At 69.8% G+C, this 14,909-nt stretch carries 15 protein-coding genes; 6 read left to right on the top strand and 9 right to left on the bottom strand.

Annotated elements, in window-relative coordinates:
• Positions 1 to 3: 3 nt before the first annotated feature.
• The 4 genes from OG432_RS09580 to sodN all read right to left on the bottom strand — a co-directional run bounded on the left by OG432_RS09580 (position 4) and on the right by sodN (position 4,621).
• Complete coding sequence (locus tag OG432_RS09580; protein ID WP_328309737.1) at positions 4 to 414, bottom strand: glyoxalase/bleomycin resistance/extradiol dioxygenase family protein; 411 nt, start codon at positions 412 to 414, stop codon at positions 4 to 6.
• Positions 415 to 509: 95 nt separating this feature from the next.
• Complete coding sequence (locus OG432_RS09575) at positions 510 to 2,798, bottom strand: hypothetical protein (RefSeq protein ID WP_328309735.1); 2,289 nt, start codon at positions 2,796 to 2,798, stop codon at positions 510 to 512.
• 123 nt (positions 2,799 to 2,921) lie between these two features.
• Positions 2,922 to 3,614, bottom strand: coding sequence for a hypothetical protein (locus tag OG432_RS09570; protein WP_328309733.1), 693 nt, complete (start codon positions 3,612 to 3,614; stop codon positions 2,922 to 2,924).
• A 611-nt stretch (positions 3,615 to 4,225) separates the two neighbouring features.
• A complete protein-coding gene (gene sodN, locus OG432_RS09565; RefSeq protein ID WP_267056334.1) occupies positions 4,226 to 4,621 on the bottom strand; it encodes a superoxide dismutase, Ni in 396 nt (131 codons plus the stop codon).
• 175 nt (positions 4,622 to 4,796) lie between these two features.
• On the opposite strand from sodN, the gene sodX reads away from it, so the two are divergent.
• On the top strand, positions 4,797 to 5,222 hold the full coding sequence (gene sodX / locus OG432_RS09560; protein ID WP_328309726.1) for a nickel-type superoxide dismutase maturation protease: 426 nt from the start codon (positions 4,797 to 4,799) through the stop codon (positions 5,220 to 5,222).
• Here the strand turns inward: sodX and OG432_RS09555 are convergent.
• Complete coding sequence (locus tag OG432_RS09555; protein ID WP_328309724.1) at positions 5,141 to 5,755, bottom strand: CGNR zinc finger domain-containing protein; 615 nt, start codon at positions 5,753 to 5,755, stop codon at positions 5,141 to 5,143. The two genes, sodX and OG432_RS09555, sit on opposite strands and share 82 nt — an antisense overlap.
• A gap of 238 nt (positions 5,756 to 5,993) precedes the next feature.
• Here OG432_RS09555 and OG432_RS09550 point away from each other — a divergent pair, with 238 nt between their 5' ends.
• On the top strand, positions 5,994 to 6,683 hold the full coding sequence (locus OG432_RS09550) for a class I SAM-dependent methyltransferase (RefSeq protein WP_328315050.1): 690 nt from the start codon (positions 5,994 to 5,996) through the stop codon (positions 6,681 to 6,683).
• A 108-nt stretch (positions 6,684 to 6,791) separates the two neighbouring features.
• Here the strand turns inward: OG432_RS09550 and OG432_RS09545 are convergent, their stop codons facing one another.
• From OG432_RS09545 to OG432_RS09535, 3 genes are read right to left on the bottom strand one after another with little or no spacing between them, the layout of a single operon-like run.
• Positions 6,792 to 7,559, bottom strand: coding sequence for an amino acid ABC transporter ATP-binding protein (locus OG432_RS09545; protein ID WP_328309722.1), 768 nt, complete (start codon positions 7,557 to 7,559; stop codon positions 6,792 to 6,794).
• A 4-nt stretch (positions 7,560 to 7,563) separates the two neighbouring features.
• Entirely contained in the window at positions 7,564 to 8,499 is a 936-nt protein-coding gene (locus OG432_RS09540) for an amino acid ABC transporter permease (RefSeq protein ID WP_328309720.1), read from the bottom strand.
• A 27-nt stretch (positions 8,500 to 8,526) separates the two neighbouring features.
• Complete coding sequence (locus OG432_RS09535; protein WP_328309719.1) at positions 8,527 to 9,483, bottom strand: ABC transporter substrate-binding protein; 957 nt, start codon at positions 9,481 to 9,483, stop codon at positions 8,527 to 8,529.
• Between the two features lie 615 nt (positions 9,484 to 10,098).
• Here OG432_RS09535 and OG432_RS09530 point away from each other — a divergent pair.
• The 4 genes from OG432_RS09530 (at position 10,099) to OG432_RS09515 (ending at position 13,336) form a co-directional block, all read left to right on the top strand.
• Positions 10,099 to 11,316 carry an NAD(P)-dependent malic enzyme gene (locus OG432_RS09530; protein WP_328309717.1) on the top strand — a complete coding sequence of 406 codons (1,218 nt, stop codon included), beginning with the start codon at positions 10,099 to 10,101 and terminating at the stop codon, positions 11,314 to 11,316.
• A 143-nt stretch (positions 11,317 to 11,459) separates the two neighbouring features.
• On the top strand, positions 11,460 to 12,425 hold the full coding sequence (locus OG432_RS09525; protein WP_328309715.1) for a zinc-binding dehydrogenase: 966 nt from the start codon (positions 11,460 to 11,462) through the stop codon (positions 12,423 to 12,425).
• Between the two features lie 159 nt (positions 12,426 to 12,584).
• Positions 12,585 to 12,794 carry a helix-turn-helix domain-containing protein gene (locus OG432_RS09520; RefSeq protein WP_100579604.1) on the top strand — a complete coding sequence of 70 codons (210 nt, stop codon included), beginning with the start codon at positions 12,585 to 12,587 and terminating at the stop codon, positions 12,792 to 12,794.
• Positions 12,794 to 13,336, top strand: a complete 543-nt coding sequence (locus tag OG432_RS09515) for a Clp protease N-terminal domain-containing protein (RefSeq protein WP_328309710.1) — start codon at positions 12,794 to 12,796, stop codon at positions 13,334 to 13,336. Before OG432_RS09520 ends, OG432_RS09515 begins: the two co-directional genes overlap by 1 nt.
• Positions 13,337 to 13,856: 520 nt before the next feature.
• Here OG432_RS09515 and OG432_RS09510 read toward each other — a convergent pair.
• Positions 13,857 to 14,909: a PadR family transcriptional regulator gene (locus OG432_RS09510; RefSeq protein WP_328309708.1), complete on the bottom strand. Its 1,053-nt coding sequence runs from the start codon at positions 14,907 to 14,909 to the stop codon at positions 13,857 to 13,859.

Raw genomic sequence — 14,909 nt, 5'->3', positions numbered from 1 at the left:
CCCTCAATAGGTCTGGAGTTCCACCAGATTCCCGTCCGGGTCGAGGATGTGCGCGGCCCGCAACCCGGGCCCCCACGCGGGCAGTTCGCGCGCCGGCGCCGACACGGTGGCGCCCGCCTCCACGCACAGCGAGACGGCGGAGTCGAGGGCCTCCCGCGTCGGCAGATGAACCACGAGCGACGCGCCGCCGCCCGGCACCGCGTCCTCGCCGAGCGCGGCGACCATCGCGGACCGGGCGAACAGCGCGAGCGCGGTGCGACCGTCCGCGGCGTCCCAACTCGCATAGCCTGACGCAGAGTTGCCTCGGGCCAGCACGCAGCCGGTGAGGCCGGGCAGTACGGCGTCGTAGAAGCGGAACACCGCCTCGAAGCGGTCGACGAGAAGCCGCGGGTAGGGGGGCTCCAGAGGTTCCATGTCCCCGAACCTAACCCGGAAGGCAGCCACACCGACACCGACACCGACGCCTCCGCCCCGATCCGGAGCTGTTCGTCGCAGCCCTGAACGGATCCCTATTCCTCATCCTCAAGGGTCGGCCCTTCCTCCTCCACCTCCTCCCCTTCCTCATCCTGGTGCTCCAGTTCGGCGGCTTCGGCTTCCGCCCTGAGCCTTTGGTACAGGTCGTGCTGGATGTTCTGGGCGGCCTCGTGGAGTTTCGTCAGAACGTCGACGGTGAACAGCGGGGGCCACGTGCCCATGTCGGGTTCGATGGCCGTCAATTCGTCGAGTGCGCGGCGTGCGTCATCGAGCGCTTCTTTGAGGGCTTGGTGTTCTGCCGCGGCTCGCTGAGCGGGGAGAGGAGAGGCCGATCGGTGTTCTGTCGGCGAGCCGCCCGTCCGGGCATCAGGCGTGCGCGACTCCGGGCCTGCGGCCGAATTGGGGTCCAGGACAGGCGGGTCCGCAGGGGTATTCCGTGTCGTCGCCTTGCGCGCACGGGATTCGTCGGAGGCCCAGACGACATCCCACTGGGTGAGGGCGACGGGCTGACCCGCCCCGTCGCGAGCGATATGGTCCGGCTCGGACAGGTCCACGACGACATGCACGTAGTCGTTGGCATGCTCGGGCGCCGTCGACTTGCGAGTTATCTGCCGGGTGGTGGAGGAGTTCCGTGGCAGCCGTTCCGATTCGAACCGCTGGGCCGCCATCGCGAGCGTCCACAAGCCCAGTTCGTTGTCGGGCCTGGCCAGTTCCCCGATGACGTCCTTCACATCCGCACGGAACGGGACGCCGCCCTTGTCCTTGGGTGCCAAGAGAGCCGAACCCACGTTTCGGGTCAGCAGCTTGTCGGCGATGAGAGCGATTCCCCCTGCCACCGCCAGAGTGCACCGTGCATCGTCGTCACCGCTGAGAGCGGGTCCGACGAGGGAGGTGAAATCCGTCGTGGGACGGGGGTCCCAGGAGGTCGTCAGGACGTCTTTGGTCAGGACGCCGCCGTTTCCCCACGCGTTGCGTGCCTGCTTGGTCACCTCGCGTTTGGCGCTGCGCCACGGCTGGTCCACGATGGGGCCGAGCAGGCCGGCGAAGCCCTTGTCGGACATGCGCCGGTCGCCCTTGACCGCCTTGGACTGCTCCTTGAGCGGACCGATGAGATCCGGATGGGTCAGGGCATGCACCAAGTAGACCGCCCGCCAGAGATCGGTCCCCGGAATCGCCTTGTCCTTGTACTCCTCCGGCAGGTCTTTCGCGGGGGTGCGGCCAACGGCGAGTCCATAGACGACCTGGAGATCGTCCTTGTCCCAGCCCCCCAGGTCGAGCTGCATCACCCGTTTGAGAGCACGGGTCGCCACCTCCACATTCTGAGCCGCCTGGTCCCACTCCTTGAATTCCAGGTGTACGGAGGCAAGGATCGAGCGCATCGCGTCATCGAAAAGGTCTTCGGCGGCGAGCCCCAATCCTCCCATGTGCTTTTGTGCGCCGACTGCGATCTGGACGGGCATCGTGTACGTCTGTGCGATCTGGATGGACCGTAGCCCCGGTGTTGTTCCGCTCCAGCCCCGCGAGAATTCCGTTGCCAGGGCGAGGCGCCTGGACTCCCGGCCCGCGGCCATGCGCCGAGTCAGCGGTTTGGCATCCCCGGACTTGACCGGGGAGATCGTTCCGAACAAGGCATCCACCGCTGTGGTGGCGGCCCGGTCCGCCGTTGCGTCGGGACCGGCCAGCACCTTCCAGGCGCTCGCGAGCCGGGTGATCCCGTCACGTACTACGAGGGCGTAGACCGACTCCGTGCCGTCCTCGAAGGAGAACTCGACGGGATGCGTGATCAGCGCTCGGGTCACCTTGCGGCCGAGAATGGACGGCGCGTAGTTGTTGAGGGCCAAGGTGCCCTGGATGGTCTGCCATACATGATTTCTGAGATGCTCAAGATCCCTGTACGTGTAGCGAAGGAGAGTCGAAGGCTGTCCGTCTTCACCCCTTCCTTCCACTCGGGGGTCGGAGATCGTCATGTCCTCCATTCCCGTACGCGGCTGAATTCCGGGGAACAGTTCCAGGAGCCATGCCTTGGACGGAATGGAATGAAGTGTCGCCCCTTCGACGTGCTCCTCCAGCAGAAGGCCGCTGGCCGCGGTCTTGGGCTGACGGAGCTGAACGGCCACGGTCTCGGGGCTGACCACGGCGCGTGCCACGGCATGCCACGCGTCGACGGGCAGGGGGGTCAGCGGGTTGGACGAGCCCGCCGTGACGACGTCTCCGCGGTCGTCACCGGTCGGTGCCGGCGGGAGTTCCCGCTCGACGTTCGAGACGATGATGGTTTCGCCATCCCAGTTGACGGAGAGTGCGGGAGGCGGCGTCGGATTGCTCATGAGGTCTCCGTCGTTCGGTCGCTGATGTGGGAACCTAGTCGTGGCGGTCCTGGCCCGGACACCGGGAGTACCAGGTCCGCATACCGGGCCCCGGCAGCGATGCCGGGGCCCGGACTTGTCGGGTCAGAGCTGGAGCGGCCCCTCGGCCCGTGGCACGTGCTCCTTCAGCCAGTGCCACATGAACTGCCGCTGAGGCTGGCGGGCCAGCTGCTGGTACGCGGAGTACGCGACGTGGTCCGCGGCCTGGAGGAGCGGGTGACGGCGGGCCGGGGTCAGATGGGGGTCTCCGACGACATGCCGCGGGCTCGGCAGGCGGCGGTGCGCCTGGCGCAGACCGGCCTCCGTTCCGTTGCCGTCGAAGACGATGCGTGCGTACGAACCCGCCCTCGCGTGCACGTCATTGATGTGCCGCACCCAGGCCTCGTAGAGCCCCTGCTTGGTCTGCCCGAACGTCGAGCCCGGTTCGCCGGTGCGGTACGCGCTGCCCACGGAGACGCCGGGCATGGCCCCGATCGTGGTGAGCGCCCGGCGCACGACGTGACGGTAGGGCTCCTTGGCGGAGGTCCCCGGCGGCCTCGGCACGCCATGGACAGGACGGCCGCGTCCCGCGGCGAGTGCGACCGCGTGCAGGCTGTCGTCGGGGCGGATGTCCAGACAGGGGTCGCCGTGCAGTTCCGAGCGGAACGCCTGCCACTGGGCGAGAGGGCCGGCGAGATCTCCCGCGTCGACCCGGATCCAGCCCAGCAGGGCCACCCGACGGGCGTCGCCACTGTCGTCCGCGAAGTAGACGCTCGGTGGCAGGGATGTGATGGTCACGGCGGCCGGACTCCGTATCAGAGACCGCCATCAGCCGTGTTCGGCGCACGCCGGGCTGTTCTCCTGATGCCTCCGGCAAGCCGATGGAACAGGGCGGTGGGGGTCTCTCACCACGCGCGACATCTGGCAAGTCCGGCCGACGCGGTTGCCGCCGCGTGTGGGCGAAGGCGCCCTCGCGCCGTACCTCATCACCGGCAACAGCCCCTGCCGGCCGGGCAACCCGGTGCGCAAGAGCCTCCGGGACAACTCCCGGACCCATACGTCGCGGCACGTCCTTGCGCCACGTCCGGCACAACTGTAGGCGCACAGTGGGCCGACGTGCACACAAATCCGGTAAGGCGGACCGGAGTTGAGGCCGCTGCCGCATCGGGCATGCTCCGCTTCCACACGCGCTGCTGTGGCGGGCCCGGGTACCGGCCATCGACGCCGGCAGTGAAGCGGTCCTTGTTCGCCGCCCTGATCGTCAGGGCGGACTACGCCGTATCCGTGGCCGGGAAAAAAAGACCGCACCCGGACCGTCATGGACGCCGTTCTCGGCGGCCTGCGGGCCGGGTGCGGACAGTTGGGCGACGTGACCCGCGAAATCGCGGATCAGACGGCCTGACCAAAGATCAGGCCTTCTTGGTCTCCCAGAAGATGCGGTCGATCTCGGCGATGAGCTCGAGGGCCTTCTCGCCGGTCTTCGGGTCGGTCGAGGCCTTCGCGGTGGAGAGGGCCTTGAGGGTGTCGTTGACCAGCTGGTGGAGCTGGGGGTACTTCTCGAAGTGCGGGGGCTTGAAGTAGTCGCTCCACAGCACGGAGACGTGGTGCTTCGCGAGCTCCGCACGCTGTTCCTTGATGACCACGGCACGCGCACGGAAGTGCGGGTCCTCGTTGGCCTGGAACTTCTCCTGTACGGCCTTGACCGACTCCGCCTCGATGCGGGCCTGGGCCGGGTCGTACACACCGCAGGGCAGGTCGCAGTGCGCGCTGACCTTCACCTTGGGGGCAAACAGGCGGGAAAGCATTGAGCTGTCCTTCCTCGTGATCGTCTTCTCAGGTGGGACATTACTCGGTGAGAGACGGGATTTCGCGGGTGCCCCCATGGGCTTAGGTCAAAAGTCCAGGGTCACCCCGGGACTCGTGGCGGAACGTACCGTGGGAGTGGCAGCGGGGTGCCGGTGGCCTGGAGGTGGGTGACGTATGACGGACGAGGGGCGGGAGCCGAGGGTGCCGTTGGGGATCGCTGAGGTGCTGGGGACCTCGATGGTCCCCACGCTGCTGCACGGGGATCAGCTGCTCGTGCACTACGGAGCCGAGCTGCGGGCCGGGGACGTGGCCGTGCTCCGGCACCCGTTGCAGCAGGATCTGCTCATCGTCAAGCGGCTGATGGAGCGGCGCGAGAGCGGCTGGTGGGTGCTCGGGGACAACGGCGCCGACGAGGTCGTGGACAGCAGGGCGTTCGGTGCCGTGCCGGTGGAGCTGGTGCTCGGCCGGGTGCGCGGGCGCTTTCGGCCGATGACGGCCGGGCGCCGGCGCACCGTCGGTTACGTGGCGTCCTGGGCCGTCTCCTCGGTCAGGCCGGTGCTCTCCGACCGCTCGGTCTCCTGGCGTTTGCGGGCCCGATAGGCCGCCACATTGGCGCGGGTCGCGCAGCGGTCCGAGCAGTAACGGCGCGAGCGGTTGGTCGAGGTGTCCAGGTAGGCGTTGCGGCACGGAGCCGCCTGGCACAGGCCGAGGCGGTCGACCCCGAACTCCGTGAGGTGGAAGGCCAGGCCCATGGAGGCGATGGCGGCGTAACCGGCCGTCGCGTTCGACGGATGGTCGGCCAAGTGCATGTGCCACAGCGGGCGGTCGTCCGCGTCGCGGTGTTCGTGCCCCGACACCTGCGGGCTGACGGGGAATTCGAGGAGCAGGGAGTTGAGCAGGTCCACGGCCTGGACCTCCTCGCCGCGGTCGGCCGCCTCGAAGACCGCCCTCAGCCGGGCCCGTACCGAGCGGAAGCGCGTCACGTCCGCGTCCGTAGCCCTGCGGGCCGCCGACTGGTTGCCGCCGAACAGTTCGCGGACCGCGTCGACCGACGTCAGCGCGTCCTTGCCGCGGGCCGGCTCCTCGGTGTTGACCAGGCGTACGGCGTAGTCCGAGTAATAGGCCAGTTCCACTTGTAGTCCTTACGGCGGCGGTCTAGGGTCAGGAAGGATTCAGGTAACGGCTGGATACCCTTCGAGGGTATTACAGAGTGGCTTCGAAGGAGGCGCTCCGGTGGAGGAGACGAGTACGCGGACAGGTGCGGGTGCGGGGCCGGGCACGGGAGCGGACCCGGGGAGCGGGGACGCGGCGCGGGCGCGTGCGCACTGGCGGGGCTGGCAGGACAGCTGGGACCGGCAGCAGGAGTGGTACATGCCGGACCGCGAGGAGCGCTTCCGGGTCATGCTCGACATGGTCGAGGCCTGCGTCGGGCCCGCGCCGCGCGTACTCGACCTCGCGTGCGGGACGGGGAGCATCACGGACCGCCTCCTGGCGCGGGTCCCGGACGCGGTCAGCACGGGGGTGGACCTGGACCCCGCGCTCCTCGCCATCGCCGCGGGCACCTTCGCCGGGGACGGCCGGGTCACCCTCGTGACCGCCGACCTCAAGGACCCGGAGTGGACCGAGTCGCTCCCGTACGACACCTACGACGCCGTGCTCACCGCGACCGCCCTGCACTGGCTGCACAGGGAGCCGCTGGCCGCGCTCTACGGGCAGATCGCCGGGCTCGTCCGTGACGGCGGCGTGTTCATGAACGCCGACCACATGATCGACCCCGCCACGCCCCGCATCAACGCCGCGGAACGCGTCCACCGCCACGCAGAGATGGACCGCGCCAGGGCGCGGGGCGCCCTCGACTGGGCCGACTGGTGGGCGCTGGCCGCCCAGGACCCCGTACTCGCGGAACCGACCGCCAAGCGGTACGAGATCTACGGCGAGCACGCCGACGGGGACATGCCCTCCGCGTCCTGGCACGCCGCGACGCTGCGCGCGGCCGGCTTCGCCGAGGCCCGCCCCGTCTGGGCCTCCCCCTCGGACACCCTGCTCCTCGCCCTCAAGTAGCGCGGGGGAGGCGCGGAGCGGACGCGAAGAGGGAAAGGGGAAAGGGGAAAGGGGGTACGGGCGCGGCCCGTACCCCCCTTCCTTCACCTTCCTTCACCGCGGCGCCGGTTACAGCACCTTCGACAGGAACGACTTCGTCCGGTCGTGCTGCGGGTTGGTCAGCACGTCGCGCGGGTGGCCGGCCTCGACCACCACGCCGTCGTCCATGAACACCAGCGAGTCGCCGACCTCGCGCGCGAAGCCCATCTCGTGGGTGACCACGATCATCGTCATGCCGTCCTCGGCGAGGCCGCGCATGACGTCCAGGACGTCGCCCACCAGCTCGGGGTCGAGCGCGGATGTCGGCTCGTCGAAGAGCATCAGCTTCGGCTGCATCGCCAGCGCGCGGGCGATCGCCACGCGCTGCTGCTGGCCGCCGGAGAGCTGCGAGGGGTAGTTGCCTGCCTTGTCGGCGAGGCCCACGCGGTCGAGCAGCTTCAGCGCCCGCTCGCGGGCCACCGACTTCGACTCGCGCTTGACCTGGACCGGCGCCTCCATGACGTTCTCTACGGCCGTCATGTGCGGGAACAGGTTGAAGCGCTGGAAGACCATGCCGATGTCCCGGCGCTTCAGGGCGACTTCGCTGTCCTTGAGCTCGTAGAGCTTGTCGCCCTTCTGCCGGTAGCCGACCAGGTCGCCGTCGACGTAGAGCCGGCCGGCGTTGATCTGCTCCAGGTGGTTGATGCACCGCAGGAACGTCGACTTGCCGGAGCCGGACGGGCCGATCAGGCAGAACACCTCGCCCTCGGCCACCTCCAGGTCGATGCCCTTGAGGATGTGGGCGGGGCCGAACGACTTGTGGACGCCCTCCGCCTTGACCATCGGTTGTGCAGTCATGGGGTCACCGCCGCCAGTGGGAGAGGGAGAGCAGGTTCGACTTGATGCGCTCCAGCGGCGTGGGCGGCAGGGCGCGCAGCGAACCGCGTGCGAAACGGCGCTCCAGGTAGTACTGGCCGACGCTGAACACGCTGGTCAGAGCCAGGTACCAGATGGAGGCGACGAAGAGCATCTCCATCACCGCGAACGAGGTCGCGGCGACGTCCTGGGCGCTGCGCAGCAGATCCTGGTACTGGACGGCGACGACGAGCGACGAGGTCTTGAGCATGTTGATGAACTCGTTGCCCGTCGGCGGGATGATCACCCGCATCGACTGGGGGAGCACCACGCGGCGCATGGTCTGCATCTGGGTCATGCCGAGCGCGTGCGAGGCCTCGGTCTGTCCCTCGTCCACCGACTGGATGCCGGCCCGGACGATCTCCGCCATGTACGCGCCCTCGTTCAGACCGAGGCCGAGCAGTGCGGCGAGGAACGGCGTCATGACCGCGGTCATGTAGTCCTTGTAGAACCCGAGGTTCAGGATCGGGAAGATCAGCGCCAGGTTGAACCAGATGAGGAGCTGTACATAGACGGGAGTGCCGCGGAAGAACCAGATGTACAGCCAGGCGACCGAGCTGGTCACCGGGTTCTTCGAGAGCCGCATCACGGCGAACAGCACGCCGAGGATCAGACCCACCGCCATCGAGACGACGCTGATGAGCACGGTGTGCCACAGGCCGGTCAGGATGCTGGGGTCGAACAGCTTGTCCGTGACGGTGGCCCAGCGCACATTGCCCTGGGCGAACGCGTACGCGAGCGCGCCGAGCACGACGACGACGAGTACGGCGCTGATCCAGCGGCCGTAGTGGCGGACCGGGATGGCGCGGATGGCCTCCGGCGGGCCCTGCTCCGGCACGGCGTCGGCCGGGCCGGAGGGGGTCTTGTCGAGCTTGTCAGTCACAGCGACTGCCCTTCAGTGGTGCGCGGGTCAGGAGCCGCCGTTGATGGCTGCCTTGGTGACGGCGCCCTGCGCGCCGCCCCACTTGTCGATCGCCGTCTTGTACGAGCCGTCCTTGATGATCGCGTCAAGGGCCTGGGAGAGAGCGTCCCGCAGCTGGGTGTTCTTCTTGTCCACCGCGATGCCGAACGGGCCCGCGTCCGAGGGGTTGGCGACCGACTCGAAGTCGGCGCCGCCGCCCGCGGTCTTCGCGATGTACGCGGCGACGGGGGAGTCGTTCAGGTCGGCCACGGCGCCGCCCGCCTTGACGCGGGTCTGCGCCTCGGCGTCCGTGGAGAAGGGCTCGAAGCTCAGCTTGCCCTTGCCGTCCTTCTCGCACTTGGCGGCGAGGTCCTTGGCGGCCTGCTCGTAGGTGGTGCCGCGCTGCACGGCGATCTTCTTGCCACACAGGTCGTCGGTGGACTTGATGCCCTCCGGGTTGCCCTTCTTGACCAGGATGCCGGTGCTCGCGGTGTAGTAGTCGACGAAGTCGACGCCCGTACCGGTCTTCTTGCCGTCCTTGTCAAGGCCTTCCTGGCGGGCCTTGGTGTCGCTCACCGAGGACATGACCGCGTCGTAGCGGCCGGTGGGCAGCGCGCCGAGCAGGGTGTCGAAGGTGCCGCTGGTGAACTCGAACTTCACCCCGAGCTGCTTGCCGAGAGCCGCGGCGATGTCGGGGTCGATGCCGACGATGTTCTCGCCCTGCTTGAACTCCATGGGGGCGTACGTGGCGTCCGTTCCGACCTTGATGACGCCGGCCTTCTGGATGTTCGCGGGGAGCTTGGAGAAGAGCGGGGCGGTGCTGGAGCCCGAGGACTCCGGGGCCGAGCCCTTCTTCGTCTGGTCACCGCAGCCGGTCACCAACAGGGCGCCCGCGACCGCGATCGCGCCGACCGCGGCAATCCGGGACGTGGAGGCGGTCGTACGACGGGTGGTGCTTGCGGTCATGGTCGGGTTCCTCCGGCAGGTGGTGAGTGGAGTGGCCATGGAGTGCGTACAGCGAGAACGCACAGGTCCTGGCGGTGGTCGTGCACGCATCCTCGGGTGTCGCGACCGCGGTGTGAACCGCGTGTGAAGTCGCATCTTGCCATTCGGACCCCGGGAATCAGGGTCGCAGCCATGTCAAAATCGGATAACGGGTCACCCCCCGAAACACACCAGGCCGCCACATCCCGGCCTCGGACGCCGGACCTTGTGCGGGCAGCGCCCGCGCGGACCGCAGAATCTCCGGTTCACCGCGCGGTGCGGACATGTTTCATGCCGCGTAACCGATATGTCGTGACAAGGCGTGACGAGTCGTGGCACGGTACGGAGGCCGCCTGCGACCGGGCGTCGACGCTGGGCCACTATGGACTCGTCGGCGGACGTATCTGTCCGGTAAGAAGGATCCTTACACCCCTCATCCGGGGCTCAGGGCGCGTGTGCGGCGCGCCCGCGCGTACGTACCTCCTCCCCGCGGGGCGGGCCAACCGCCCTCAGCGGGGAACGTACGCGGGTCCGCCCACCCCTCCTCAACAAGGAGTGGCCACCCTCAACTGATGAAGACTTAAGGGGTACATCACCATGGCAGCGGAGATCGTCAATCCTCGCAGCGACAGCAGCACGGAGGGTTACGGAGATTCCGTCGAATCCTTCGACCCTGCCTTCGCGCTCCACCGGGGCGGCAAGATGGCCGTGCAGGCCACCGTGCCGATCCGGGACAAGGACGACCTGTCCCTCGCCTACACGCCCGGCGTCGCCAAGGTGTGCAGCGCGATCGCGGAGAACCCGGAGCTGGTCCACGACTACACCTGGAAGTCGCAGGTGGTCGCCGTCGTGACGGACGGCACAGCGGTGCTCGGACTCGGTGACATCGGTCCCGAGGCCTCCCTCCCGGTCATGGAGGGCAAGGCGATCCTCTTCAAGCAGTTCGGCGGCGTCGACGCGGTGCCGATCGCGCTCGCGACCACCGACACGGACGAGATCATCGAGACCGTCGTCCGCCTCGCCCCCTCCTTCGGCGGGGTGAACCTGGAGGACATCTCGGCGCCGCGCTGCTTCGAGATCGAGCGGCGCCTCCAGGAGGCCCTGGACATTCCGGTCTTCCACGACGACCAGCACGGCACGGCCGTCGTCACGCTGGCCGCCCTGCGCAACGCCGCGAAGCTCACCGGACGCACCCTCGGCGACCTGCGCGCCGTGATCTCCGGCGCCGGCGCGGCCGGTGTGGCCATCGCCAAGTTCCTGCTCGAAGCGGGCCTGGGCGATGTGGCGGTCGCCGACCGCAAGGGCATCGTCAGCAGCGACCGTACGGACCTCACGGACGTCAAGCGCGAGCTCGCCGAGCTCACCAACAAGGCGGGCCTGACCGGCTCCCTGGAGACCGCGCTCGCCGGCGCCGACGTGTTCATCGGCGTCTCCGGCGGTACGGTCCCCGAGCCCGCGGTCGCCTCCATGGCGCCGGGCGCCTTCGTGTTCGCGATGGCCAACCCGAACCCCGAGGTGCACCCCGACATCGCGCACAAGTACGCGTCGGTCGTGGCCACGGGCCGTTCGGACTACCCGAACCAGATCAACAACGTGCTCGCCTTCCCCGGCATCTTCGCGGGCGCCCTTCAGGTCCGGGCCTCCCGGATCACCGAGGGCATGAAGATCGCGGCGGCCAACGCGCTGGCCGACGTCGTGGGCGACCAGCTCGCCGCCGACTACGTCATCCCGTCGCCGTTCGACGAGCGGGTCGCCCCCGCCGTCACCGCCGCGGTCGCGGCCGCCGCCCGCGCCGAGGGCGTGGCGCGCCGGTAGTACGTAGCTGTTCGTACGGAGCCGTGCCGGGCTCTCCTTCGGGGGAGCCCGGCACGGCCGTTTTCGCGACCCGTCCCGGCGTGCGGGGTGTCACAGCCGTGGGAGGTTCCGGCGGCCGGGCCCCGCACCCTAGGGTCAGGGCCATGTTCGCCGCCTACGCCGCCCGCATCGACCGTGACCAGCCGCTCAACGGCCTTGAGTTGGGGGAGCGGCCGGCCCCCGAGGTACGCCCCGGCTGGAGCCTCGTCGACGTACGGGCCGCCTCCCTCAACCACCACGACGTCTGGTCGCTGCGCGGCGTCGGCCTCAGCGAGGACAAGCTGCCGATGATCCTGGGCTGCGACGCGGCCGGGATCGACCGGGACGGCAACGAAGTCGTCCTGCACTCGGTGATCGGCCAGAGCGGCCACGGGGTCGGCCCCACCGAGGGCCGCTCGATCCTCACCGAGAAGTACCAGGGCACCTTCGCCGAGCAGGTCGCCGTGCCCACCTGGAACGTGCTGCCCAAGCCGAAGGGCATGAGCTTCGCGGAGGCCGCGTGCCTGCCGACGGCGTGGCTCACCGCGTACCGGATGCTGTTCACCAATGCCGGTGTGCGGCCCGGCGATTCGGTCCTGGTGCAGGGCGCGGGCGGCGGCGTCGCCACCGCCGCGATCGTCCTGGGCAAGGCGGCCGGCCTGCGCGTCTTCGCCACGAGCCGCGACGAGGCCAAGCGCAAGCGGGCCGTGGAGCTGGGGGCGGTCGAGGCGTACGAGTCCGGTGCGCGGCTGCCGCAGCGGGTGGACGCGGTGATCGAGACGGTGGGCGCGGCGACCTGGTCGCACTCGGTCAAGTCCCTGCGCCCCGGTGGCACCCTGGTCATCTCGGGCGCCACCAGCGGCGACCGCCCCGCCCACGCCGAACTGACCCGGATCTTCTTCCTGGAGCTGAAGGTGGTGGGGTCGACGATGGGCACGAAGGACGAGCTGGAGGACCTGCTCGCGTTCTGCTCGGCGACGGGGGTGCGTCCCGTCATCGACGAGGTGCTGCCGCTGGACCGGGCGCGCGAGGGCTTCGAGAAGGTGGCGTCCGGCGATCTGTTCGGGAAGGTGGTCCTCACCGTGGGGTGAGGCCGCCGAGGCCGCCGAGGCCGCAGAGGCGGCTTCCGGGCCGCGGTCCCTTGTGCGCGCGTACGCGGGTGCGTGCGTGAGCGGGGGCCGCGGCCTTTCGTATGGGCGCGGTGTCAACATTGGTTGACATGCGTCGACTGTCAACGTACATTGACATCCATGACCGAGGCCACCGATCTCGCCGCACGAGCCGGCGACCGCGACCCGAGGGTCGGACTGCGAGCCGTCGCCGCGCTGCGACGGCTCCTGGAACAGCTCGAATCCGTACAGGTACGAAGCGCCCGCAACCAGGGCTGGTCATGGCAGGAGATCGCCGCCGAGCTGGGGGTCAGCCGCCAGGCCGTCCACAAGAAGCACGGGAGGACCTGATGTTGGAGCGATTCACGGTGGACGCGCGGGGGGTGGTGGCGGGTGCGGTCGAGCACGCGTCCCGTGCGGGGTCCCCGGTGGTGACCGAGGAGCACCTGCTCCTCGCCCTCCTCGACCGCGAGGGCACCAAGGCGGCCTTCGCGCTCGCCTCCCTCGGCGTCACCGCCAGACGCGGCGAAGTCGTCGAGGCGCTGGCCGCGGCGCGGCGCCGGGGCGGCATGTCCAAGGCGGACGAGGACGCGCTGGCCGGGCTCGGCATCTCCGTCGAGGAGATCGTCGCGCGGGTGGAGCAGGCCCACGGGCCGGGTGCGCTCTCCGGTGCGGAGCGGGGCCGGGCGTGGGCCTCGGGGAGGCCGTCCTTCACGAAGGGGGCGAAGAAGGTCCTGGAGAAGTCGCTGAGGATGGCCGTGGCCCGCAAGCGGAGGTCCATCGGGGATGAGCATCTGCTGCTGGCGCTTACGGCGATGCCGGGGTTGGCGGGGGAGGTTCTTGCGGAGTTCGGCGGGACGTACGGGGGAGTTGAGAGGATGCTGGGCCCCTGAACGGGCCCGGGGCTCCGCCCCGGACCCCGGGGAGTTTTCCCATCCTCCCCCAAGCTCTTAATGAGCAGGGGGGACCCCCATCCCGTGCGGCAACTCTGAGGGGTGCGTCCCCCTGGGGCTCCGCCCCAGACCCCGTATCGCGCCTTAAGGGCGCTCGTCCTCAATCTCCCCCAAGGCCTTAAGGGCCAGGGGGGACCCCCATGACGGGCTGAGGGTGTCCATGCGGGCCGGCACCGAGTGGTTAAGGGGCGCGGGGAACTGCGCGAGAAGCGGGCACGGTCCGCACACGAAAGCGGGGTTAAGGGGCGCGGGGAACTGCGCGGGCAACCACGCGCGGTCCGCACGCGTGAGCAGCTAAGGGGCGCGGGGAACTGCGCGGGACGCGGGCACGGTCCGCACACGAAGGCGGGGTTAGGGGCGCGGGGAACTGCGCGGGCAACCACGCACGGTCCGCACGCGTGAGCGGGTCAGGGGCGCGGGGAGCTGCGCGGGCCTGACCCGCCGGACGGCTGGGTGGAGGTCACCGGGGTCGCTGCGGGCGCAGGGCCGTCGCGATGTGGGCCGCCGCACGGGCCAAGTGGCCACGGGCCTCGGCCAGTTGGGGCTCCGTCACCCCGTGGTCCCGCGCCGCATCCCTGATGTCGTCCCGGAACCGGTCGAGCAACCGGTCCAGATCCCGCCCCGGGTCACCGGACGACACCTCCCGCGCCCACTCCGGCTCAGCCGCAGGCCCCGGCTCCGGCTTCCCGAGGTCCACGCGCTCCACGCGCTCCACCTTGACATCCGACTCGGCCGGAGCCGTCCCTCCGAACCCGAACCGGCCGAGCTCCTTGGTGATTTCGGCGAGCCCCTCACGTACCCCCGTGGGCCAGTCGCCCCGCGCGAAGTGCTCCTGGACATGGCGCTGCACGTCACGAGCCACCCGCTGCATGTCCTCGCGCGCCTTCTCCTGCGCCTCCTTGGCCTGGCGACGCGCCTGCTGGGCCTCGTCCCGGGCCCGCCTCGACTCGTCCTTCGCCCGGCGCGCCTGCTCCTTCCACTCCTGCCTCGCGCGCTTGAACTCCTCCTTCGCCTGCTGCCACCCCTCCGCGTCGCCCCACGCGCCGTCGAAGAAGTCGGAGGCCTCGGGGAACCCCTTCCGAGTGCCCCGGCCGGCACCTGCGGCTCCGGCCGGCCCCTGGCCCGTACGGGCTTCGCGGGCCGCGCGGCGCATGTCGTCGCGCAGGCTGCCCGCCGCACCGCGTACGTCGTCGCGGATCTCGGCGGCGAGTTCGGAGACGGACTCGCGGATCTCCAGTTCCAGATCGGCGAGTTCACCGCCCCGGCCCGCCAACTCGGCACGGCCCGCGTCGGTGATCGAGTACACCTTGCGGCCGCCCTCGGTGGTGTGCGTGACAAGTCCCTCGGCCTCCAGCTTGGCGAGCCGCGGGTATACGGTGCCCGCGCTCGGCGCGTACAGCCCCTGGAAGCGTTCTTCGAGCAGGCGGATCACCTCGTAGCCGTGGCGCGGTGCCTCGTCGAGCAGCTTGAGGAGGTAGAGGCGGAGGCGGCCGTGGGCGAAGACGGGGGGCAT

Source organism: Streptomyces sp. NBC_00442, from assembly GCF_036014195.1.
GTDB lineage: Bacteria > Actinomycetota > Actinomycetes > Streptomycetales > Streptomycetaceae > Streptomyces.
Note: the sequence above shows the minus strand (reverse complement) of the source record. Positions and strands in the feature narration are given on the sequence as shown.